The sequence below is a fragment of the Stenotrophomonas sp. PS02289 genome, assembly GCF_029960115.1.
Lineage (GTDB): Bacteria > Pseudomonadota > Gammaproteobacteria > Xanthomonadales > Xanthomonadaceae > Stenotrophomonas.
Window position 1 is genome coordinate 1 of record NZ_JASCOZ010000175.1, and the last position, 8,681, is coordinate 8,681.

Genomic DNA, 8,681 nt, shown 5'->3' on the forward strand with positions numbered 1-8,681 from the left:
GTCCCGTACCCCCCACCCGCCGGCCCCACACACGTAGACCGGCAGCCACGGGCTGTTCGCCCAAATCCAACAGCAGCCGGGCAACGCCCGGCGACCCGTAAACCGTCGAATGCCGACACACCATGGCACAGGGCTTGCATGAAATTCGGCACTACCGGGGCAGCCACAAGGCCCTGGTTCAAGACTTCCCGTTTCGGGCCGATACCCCCTGCAGGCGCAGCAGGCGGTTGCGTGCCCACCGTTACGAATACAGGACTGCAGACATGGCAATTGGAACCATCGGTACCGGCCTCGACATCCCCACCCTGGTGGCCCAGCTGGTCGCCAAGGAGCGCGAACCGCAGGAAAACCAGATCAATGCCGCCGGCACCGCCGCCAGCGCCAAATTGTCGGCGATCGCCACCCTGACCAGTGGCATGACCAACCTGCAGACCACGCTGACCAGCCTGATGAAGAATGCCGACAAGCCGGCATTCAAGGCCTCCACTGTCACTGATTCCAACTTCAGCGCCAGCATCGATACCTCCGATGGGGCCGCCAGCGCCTCGGCCGGCACCCACCAGGTCGAAGTCAAATCGCTGGCGCAGGGCCAGAAGCTCAGCTCCGGGGCCTTCGGCAAGGACCAGGTCGTCGGTGACGGCACGCTCACCCTCGCCTACGGCGACAAGACCCTCGATGTCACCATCAAGGAAGACAGCAAGCTGACCGACATCGCCGCCGCCATCAACAAGGCCGCCGGCGGCAAGGGCGTCACCGCCAGCGTCATCACCGCCGACGATGGCCAGCACCTGGTGCTCAGCGCCGTCGATACCGGCCTGGCCGGTGCCGTCACCATCAGCACCAGCGGTGGCAACGGCGGGCTCAGCGCCCTCACCTACGATGGCACCGCCGGTTCCGGCATGACCCAGACCGTCGAGCCCAAAGACGCGGTCGTCGTGGTTGACGGCTTCACCCGCACCTCCAGCTCCAACACCATCAGCGACATCGTGCCCGGGGTGAACCTCACCCTGACCAAGGCCGGTACCGAGGCGGGCAAGACCCAGACCCTCACCATCACCCGTGACAACACCTCGCTGAAAACCGACATGGCCGCCTTCGTGGCCGCCTACAACGCCATGAACAACGCGCTGAAGTCCTCCAGCGCCTACAACACCGCCACCAACACCGCCTCGGCCCTTACCGGCGACGCCATGGTGCGCGGGCTGCAGCAGCAGCTGCGCAGCCAGTTCAGCACGAACATCAATGCACTCAAGGACATGGGCGTCACCCTGGCCGCCGACGGCACCTTGACGCTGGACAGCGCCAAGATGGAAACCGCCATCGGCAAGGATCCCGAAGCCGTCTCCAAGCTGTTCGGGGCCGAAGGCACCATCGGCAAGTCCATGGATTCGCTGATCAAGAGCAATCTGGACAAGGAAACCGGCACCCTGACCCAGCGCAAGAATTCGCTGGACAAGCAGATCAAGGATCTGGAAAGCCGCCTGGACGCGCTCGACGCGCGCATGGAGAAGGTCTCCGACCGGTACACCAAGCAGTTCACCGCCATGGAAACCCTGGTCACCCAGATGCAGACCACCAGCGACAGCCTGACCCAGGCGCTGGCCAAGAAGACCAGCAGCTGATCACCGTTTCTCACACGACGCCTCAAGTTTGCACGCACCAGCGCCGATATTGAGAGCAACACCCACCGCCACTGCCGCGCGGTGGGGCTGACCGGGCAGCGCCCGGCACCACCAGGGACCGCGCCCCATGCGGGTTCCGGGAAGAGAGGAGAAGTTTCGAATGTACGGTTCCAGCCGTCAGTACGCAGAGCAATACCGCAAGGTGGGCGTGTCCACCGCCGTCACCGACGCCGACCCGCACAAGCTGGTCGCGCTGCTGCTGGCCGGTGCCTGCGAACGCATCCGCCTGGCCGAAGCCTGCCTGGAGCGCAACGACCAGGCGCGCAAGGGCAAGGCCATCGGCGAGGCCTGCGCCATCGTCGGCCACCTCAATGGCTCGCTCGACCATGAAGCGGGCGGTGACATCGCCGGCAACCTGTCGGCCCTGTATGACTACGTCATGCAGCGCCTCACTGATGCCAATCTGCACAATGACCCCGTCGCCCTGCAGGAATCGCTGCAGCTGCTGAGCGAGATCGATGCGGCCTGGAATGCCATCCCCCATGACCAGCGCCAGCCTGCCGCGGTGGGTGCCTGATGAACGCCGCACTCGCCCACGATGACGTGCAGCTGCTGCATGCAGCGCTGGACGAGCTGTCGGCCGCGGTCGAGGGTGAGGACCACGACCTTACCCAGCGCCTGATGGACACCTACGACGGCCAGGTTCGGGCCTGGCTTGACGGCGACCAGGGGCAGATCGATGCCGGTTCGCTGCATGGCCTGATCGCGCGCCAGCAGCAGCTGAGCATTCGCATGGCCGCCCGCCGTGACGAAGCCGGCGAACACCTCACCGCCGGCCGACGCGCCGTTCGCGCCTCCCTCGCATACCTGCGGGCAGAATCCCTGGCATGAACGATCCCCGCGCCAGCGAAGTCCTGCATCCCGCCGAAAGCGCGCTGTTCGACGAAACGCTGAGCTGCGACCTGGCCCTGCCCGCCGAGTTCCGGCTGGGCAGCGCGGTCATCCGCCCCGGTAGCGCCGAGACCCTGCTGCGCAGCGTCGCCCTGGTCGAAGACAGCCGCAGTGATGACGGCCACGACGAACGTGGCGATTCCGGCCAGCACCTGCTGCGGCTGGAGGCCAAGCTGGACCTGGTCATGGTGCTGCTTGGCCGGCTGGTCCGGCAGAGCGCCCAGGACCTGCCGCTTCGCCCCCTGCGCTGGTCCCGACGGGGCATCCGCCTGGAACTGGGCAGCCGCAGCGCGGCCACCCCCGGCAGCCTGGGCATCATCCGCCTGCAGCCCTGCGACTGGCTGCCCGACCATATCGACCTGCCGGTCTCGGTCCTGGCCGAGGCCGCCACCGGCGGCGGTGCCTACTACCTGTGGCTGCGCTTTGAGCCGGTCAGCGACGGGCTCGAAATGGCCCTGGAACGGCATCTGTTCCGGCTGCACCGTCGCCAGGTGGCCGACAGCCGACGTGGCCGCGAATCCTGACCTCCCGGTATTTGTTGTCACGCCATACGCTTGGCTATGCGCCCCCAACGGGTTAATGTGAAGGACTTGTCCTCACCTTTCCTCACATCCGTGCGCGTTCTCATCGTCGACGATCACACTCTGGTCCGGGCAGGCCTTGGCCGTCTGCTGCAGACCTTCGCCGACGTGTCCGTGGTGGCCGAGGCCAGCAACGCCGAGCAGGCGCTGCAGCTCGCCCTGCAGCACTCGCCCGATGTGATCCTGATGGACCTGTCCCTGCCCGGCCGCACCGGGCTCGAAGCGCTCAGCGACATCCTCATGCGTGCGCCGGGTACCCGCGTGGTGATGATGACCATGCACGACGATGCCGTGCACGTGCGCGATGCGCTGGACCGTGGCGCAGTGGGCTTCGTGGTCAAGGACGCCGCGCCGCAGGAACTGGAGCTGGCGCTGCGCGCCGCACACGCCGGCCAGGTCTTCCTGAGCCCGCAGATCTCGGCCAAGATGCTCGCCCCCATGCTGGGTCGCGAGAAGCCGGTTGGCATCGCCGCCCTGTCGCCGCGCCAGCGCGAGATCCTGCGCCAGATCGGCAAGGGCGAGAGCAACAAGGAAATCGCCGCCGACCTGGGCATCAGCGTCAAGACCGTGGAAACCCACCGCGCGCGCATGATGGAGTCTCTGGGCTGCCGCCGCGCCAACGACCTGCTGCTGCTCGCCGCCCGCCATCAGCACGAGCTGTAGGGCGAGCCCCCCTGCTGGTTCGACCGCCCGCCCCGCGTCGGTTCCCCGACGCATTCAGGCGGAATCGACCCGTCACGTCAGAATCCTGATCGCCGAGGCGCTGTGCAGCCACGGAAAAGCCGCTTTCCGGCCACGCCCCGCGTCAAAACATCGAACCGCCGTCAGGAACTTCCTTACACGCCGTCAGGGATTGAACGACCGCACTCAGGAACCCCCTGATTCCCCCCCTGCCCCCTGACAAGCAAGATGTGTTCCAGAACGCACCGGGGACGCGGCGCGACGGGGAACACGCATGAAGCCGACACTCTCGACCCAGCTGGGTCAGCAACTCCACCTCACGCCGCAGCTGCTGCAGTCGATCCGTCTGCTGCAGCTGGATGGCCTGCAGCTCGAGCTGGAAATCCGCCGCGCGCTGGAGACCAATCCGCTGCTGGAGTTGGAAGAAGCCCCCGAACAGGATGCCGCCCCCAGCACCGTCGACGGCACCCAGGTCGAGGTCGCCGCGTTTGACGAGCTGCCCGAGACCAACGTGTGGGACGTGACCGGTGCCAGCTGGAATGACGGCGATGACGACCGCATGCAGCGGATCGCCGCCGACGAGTCCACAGATCCGCAGCTGCGCGCCCTGCAGCGTCTGTCACTGGAGCTGGATGCCCGCCAGCTCGAGGTCGCCGGATTCTGGCTGGAACATTGCGACGATGCCGGCTACCTGACCGCGCCGCTGGCGCAGCTGCAGTTGCTGGCCACTGCCCGCAGCGACATGGACGCCGCCGGGGTCGAAGCCGTTCGCCAGCAGATCCTGCACGGCGACCCGGCCGGCCTGGCCGCCTGTGACCTGCATGAATGCCTGTCGGCCCAGCTGCGCGCCCTGCACGGCCGCGTTCCGGCGCGCCACCTGGCCCAGCGCGTGCTGGATCAAGGCCTGGCCCTGCTGGCCGCCCACGACTACGCGGCGCTGGCGCGGCAGCTCGACGCCGAAGAGGCCGACATCCACGAGGCCGTACGCCTGATCCTGTCGCTGCAGCCGCGCCCGGGTGAAAGCCTGCTGCCGGACACCACCGGCGCGGTCATCCCCGACGTCATCGCCTGGCACGCCGACGGCCAGTGGCGGGTTGCCCTGAACCCGGCCACCAGCCGTCGCCTCAGCATCAACGCCAGCTATGAGCACGCGCTGGCCGATGCCGGCGACGCCGCTCAGCCGCTGCGTGACATGCTGCAGGAAGCCCGCTGGCTGACCCGCGGGCTGTCGATGCGCTACGACACCCTGCTGCGCACCACCGCCGTCATCATCGAACGCCAGGCCGGCTTCCTCACCCGCGGTGAAGAAGCCATGGCCCCCCTGACCCTGAAGGAAGTGGCCGACGCGATCGGCATGCACGAATCGACCGTTTCGCGCATTACCACCGGAAAGTACCTGCAGACCCCCCGGGGCACCCTGGAGCTGAAGCACTTCTTCGCCGTGCGCCTGGAAGGGGCCAGCGTCTCCGGACAGGCCGTCAAAGCCATGGTTCGCCGCCTGATCGATGCTGAACCGGCCGGTCGTCCGCTGGCTGACGAGGCAATTGCGGGACTCCTGTCACGTCAGGGAGTGAACATTGCACGCCGTACCGTTGCAAAATACCGCGAACAACTGGACATTGCCCCGGCACGTGAACGCCGTCGGGCCAGCGCCCGGTCCCCGCTATTGGCCCGGGTGGGCTGAAGGAAGTACACGTCATGAACAAGCTCACCGTCCTGCTGGTCGATGACCACGAAGGTTTCATCAACGCGGCCATGCGTCACTTCCGCAAGGTCGACTGGCTGGATGTCATCGGCAGCGCGGGAAATGGCCTGGAAGCCATCGAGCGCTCCGAGTCGCTGCGTCCGCAGGTTGTGCTGATGGACCTGGCCATGCCGGAAATGGGCGGGCTGCAGGCCACCCGCCTGATCAAGACCCAGGACGATGCACCGTACATCGTCATCGCCAGCCACTTCGACGACGCCGAGCATCGTGAACATGCGTTGCGGGCGGGTGCCGACAACTTCGTCAGCAAGCTCTCCTACATCCAGGAGGTCATGCCCATTCTCGAGGGCCTGAAAGGAGTGACGGCATGAGCGAGTCTCGCATTCTGGTGCTGGACAACGACGCGGTGCGTGCCGAGCGTACCGTCGCCCTGCTTGAATTCATGGACTTCAACCCGCGCTGGGTGGTCGACGCCGGTGATTTCGACACCAGCCGCCAGCGCAGCAATGACTGGATGGCGGTCATCATCGGCAGCCTGGAGCAGAGCGCGGCCACCGATGCCCTGTTCGCCTGGGCCGGACACGGTGCCCTGCCACCGCCAGTGATGCTGATCGACGGCGACACCACCGCGTTCGCCCGTCACCATGGCCTGCACGAGGCCAACGTGTGGCCGCTGGAAGCGCCGTTGCGGCATGCGCAGATGGAAGCGCTGCTGCGACGCGCCAGCCTTAAGCGGCTCGATGCGGAACACCAGGCCGGTGCCGCACAGGACCACGGCCCCACCGGCGACGGTGCCGCTGTCACCGAACTGCGCCAGATGATCGAGCAGGTCGCCGCGTTCGACACCACCGTGCTGGTTCTGGGCGAGTCGGGCACGGGCAAGGAAGTGGTGTCGCGCTCGATCCACCAGCGCTCACCGCGTCGCGATGGTCCGTTTGTCGCCATCAACTGCGGGGCCATTCCTGCCGACCTGCTGGAAAGCGAACTGTTCGGACACGAAAAGGGCGCGTTCACCGGTGCACTCAGCGCCCGCAAAGGCCGCTTTGAGATGGCCGAGGGCGGCACCCTGCTGCTGGATGAAATCGGCGACATGAGCCTGCCGATGCAGGTCAAGCTGCTGCGCGTGCTGCAGGAGCGCAGCTTCGAGCGCGTCGGCGGCAACCAGACCATCCGCTGCAATGTCCGCGTGGTCGCGGCGACGCATCGTGACCTGGAATCGCGCATTGCCGAAGGCAAGTTCCGCGAGGATCTGTTCTATCGCCTCAATGTGTTCCCGATCGAGGTCCCTTCGCTGCGTGATCGCACCGAAGACCTGCCCGCGCTGGTCAGCACCATCGCCGCGCAGCTGGCACGAACCGGTCGTGGCGAAGTGCGCTTCAGCCCCGAAGCACTGCAGGCACTGGCCGCCTACGAGTGGCCCGGCAATGTGCGCGAACTGACCAATCTGGTCGAACGCCTCGCTGTGCTACACCCCGGCGGCACGGTCCGCGTGCAGGACCTGCCGGCCCGCTACCGTGGCGATTTCAACCCCGCCACACCGGCACCGACGACGGTCGCGGCGGCCACCAGCGACGAGCGTCTGGACCTGCGCAGCTTCTCCTTCCACACCCCGGGTGCGGGCACGGCGGCAGCGCCGCAGAACCCGGCGGAAGCGGCACGCACGCCGGCCCTGCCCGACGACGGCCTGGACCTGCGCCACCACATGGCCAACATCGAGTTGACCCTGATCAACGAAGCGCTGGAACGCACCCAGGGCGTGGTGGCGCACGCCGCACAACTGCTCGGCCTGCGCCGCACCACGCTGGTGGAAAAGCTGCGCAAATACGGCATCGAACGCGACCAGACTGAACTGGCCGGCTGAAACACGACGGGCGAACCCGAACCCGGTAGCGCCGGCCGTTGGCCGGCCCAAACGGTGCTTGCAATCCTCAGATCTGCGAACCACCGCACACTCCAGCGGCATTTCTTTCACAGCACCATGACACAGGGGCGACTAAGTTCGCCCCCAGCTGCATGCTGGCAGGAGCGCCACCGTTCCTGCCGGCCTGCGGGGAATCGGGGGATTCTTGCAGCCACACCGGCCACCCAGGACAGGCCGGCGCGCGCTGCTGACGGAGACCTCGACCATGGCACGTTCCAGGGATACCCGTTCTGCGCGCGGCGTGCGCCCGCTTGCCGCCTTCCTCTCCCCCACCCGCATCACCTTCGCCCTCGGCCTCGCACTCTGCGCCGCGCCGACCTGGGCACAATCCGTGTGCGACCAGACCGGCGGCGTTGCGCCTACCGCCACGGGCGGCAGTGACTACGCCTGCGGCGACGGTGCCACCGCCTCGGGCGGCACCAGTGCCGCGTTTGGCACCCAGGCGGACGCCAGCGGAGCGAACTCCAGCGCCATTGGCGTCCTCGCCAGTTCGTCCGGCGCGTTCTCCAGCGCCTTCGGCCGCAGCGCCACGGCCAGCGGTGATGCCAGTACCGCGCTGGGTTACAACACGTCCGTCACCGCTGCCAATGCAGTGGCCATCGGTGCCAACTCCGTCGCCGACCAGGACAACACCGTGTCGGTCGGCGCCGCCGGTGCGGAGCGCCGCATCACCAATGTCGCCGCCGGCACCGCCGACACCGATGGCGTGAACGTCAGCCAGCTCAATGACACGGCCGCCACCACTCTGCAACAGGCCAACAGCTATACCGACGGTGCCCTGCAGCAGGCCAACAGTTACACCGACCAGCAGATCGCCCTGCTGGGAAGCGGTGGCGGTGGCGGCGTCGCAGCGGCTGATCTGGACCAGCTGCGCGGCGAGATGAATGACCGCTTCGCCGGCGTGGACGCCCGGCTGGACGCGATCGACGATCAGCTGCGCAAGGTGGATCGACGGATCAGCCGGCAGGGCGCGATGGCGGCAGCCCAGGTCCACAGCCTGGGGATGCCCGACGTGGGTGCCAACTGGCTGGGTGTCGGCGTCGGCTCCACCGACGGCGAACAGGCCTTCGCCGTGGGGTTCCGTCGGCGCTTCTCGGAGCGCGTTGCCGGCTCGCTCGGCGTTTCCAGCGCAGGCAATGAACGTTCGTACGGGGCCGGCCTCGGCGTGACCTGGTAACGCACACCGTTGGGGAACGACCACGCCCGGGCCGGTCCCGGGC

Annotated in this window: 9 protein-coding genes; all 9 read left to right on the forward strand. The window is 67.3% G+C overall.

Annotation, left to right across the window (positions count from 1 at the left end; all coding sequences use genetic code 11):
• Positions 1 to 263: 263 nt before the first annotated feature.
• The 9 genes from fliD to QMX83_RS18085 all read left to right on the forward strand — a co-directional run bounded on the left by fliD (position 264) and on the right by QMX83_RS18085 (position 8,638).
• On the forward strand, positions 264 to 1,622 hold the full coding sequence (gene fliD, locus QMX83_RS18045; RefSeq protein ID WP_282298025.1) for a flagellar filament capping protein FliD: 1,359 nt from the start codon (positions 264 to 266) through the stop codon (positions 1,620 to 1,622).
• A 160-nt stretch (positions 1,623 to 1,782) separates the two neighbouring features.
• Positions 1,783 to 2,199 (forward strand): flagellar export chaperone FliS, encoded by a 417-nt coding sequence (gene fliS, locus QMX83_RS18050; RefSeq protein ID WP_282298026.1) that lies wholly within the window; start codon positions 1,783 to 1,785, stop codon positions 2,197 to 2,199.
• A complete protein-coding gene (locus QMX83_RS18055; RefSeq protein WP_282298027.1) occupies positions 2,199 to 2,513 on the forward strand; it encodes a hypothetical protein in 315 nt (104 codons plus the stop codon). The genes fliS and QMX83_RS18055 overlap by 1 nt, the downstream gene beginning before the upstream one ends.
• A complete protein-coding gene (locus tag QMX83_RS18060) occupies positions 2,510 to 3,097 on the forward strand; it encodes a PilZ domain-containing protein (protein WP_282298028.1) in 588 nt (195 codons plus the stop codon). Before QMX83_RS18055 ends, QMX83_RS18060 begins: the two co-directional genes overlap by 4 nt.
• A 90-nt stretch (positions 3,098 to 3,187) precedes the next feature.
• Positions 3,188 to 3,817: a response regulator transcription factor gene (locus QMX83_RS18065; RefSeq protein ID WP_282298032.1), complete on the forward strand. Its 630-nt coding sequence runs from the start codon at positions 3,188 to 3,190 to the stop codon at positions 3,815 to 3,817.
• A 292-nt stretch (positions 3,818 to 4,109) separates the two neighbouring features.
• Positions 4,110 to 5,519: an RNA polymerase factor sigma-54 gene (gene rpoN / locus QMX83_RS18070; RefSeq protein WP_282298029.1), complete on the forward strand. Its 1,410-nt coding sequence runs from the start codon at positions 4,110 to 4,112 to the stop codon at positions 5,517 to 5,519.
• Between the two features lie 14 nt (positions 5,520 to 5,533).
• The gene (locus QMX83_RS18075) at positions 5,534 to 5,911 is read left to right on the forward strand and encodes a response regulator transcription factor (protein WP_125361230.1); all 378 of its coding nucleotides are present in this window, start codon (positions 5,534 to 5,536) and stop codon (positions 5,909 to 5,911) included.
• Positions 5,908 to 7,401, forward strand: a complete 1,494-nt coding sequence (locus QMX83_RS18080; protein WP_282298030.1) for a sigma-54 dependent transcriptional regulator — start codon at positions 5,908 to 5,910, stop codon at positions 7,399 to 7,401. The genes QMX83_RS18075 and QMX83_RS18080 overlap by 4 nt, the downstream gene beginning before the upstream one ends.
• Before the next feature lie 265 nt (positions 7,402 to 7,666).
• Entirely contained in the window at positions 7,667 to 8,638 is a 972-nt protein-coding gene (locus QMX83_RS18085) for a YadA-like family protein (protein ID WP_282298031.1), read from the forward strand.
• The last annotated feature ends 43 nt before the right edge of the window (positions 8,639 to 8,681 follow it).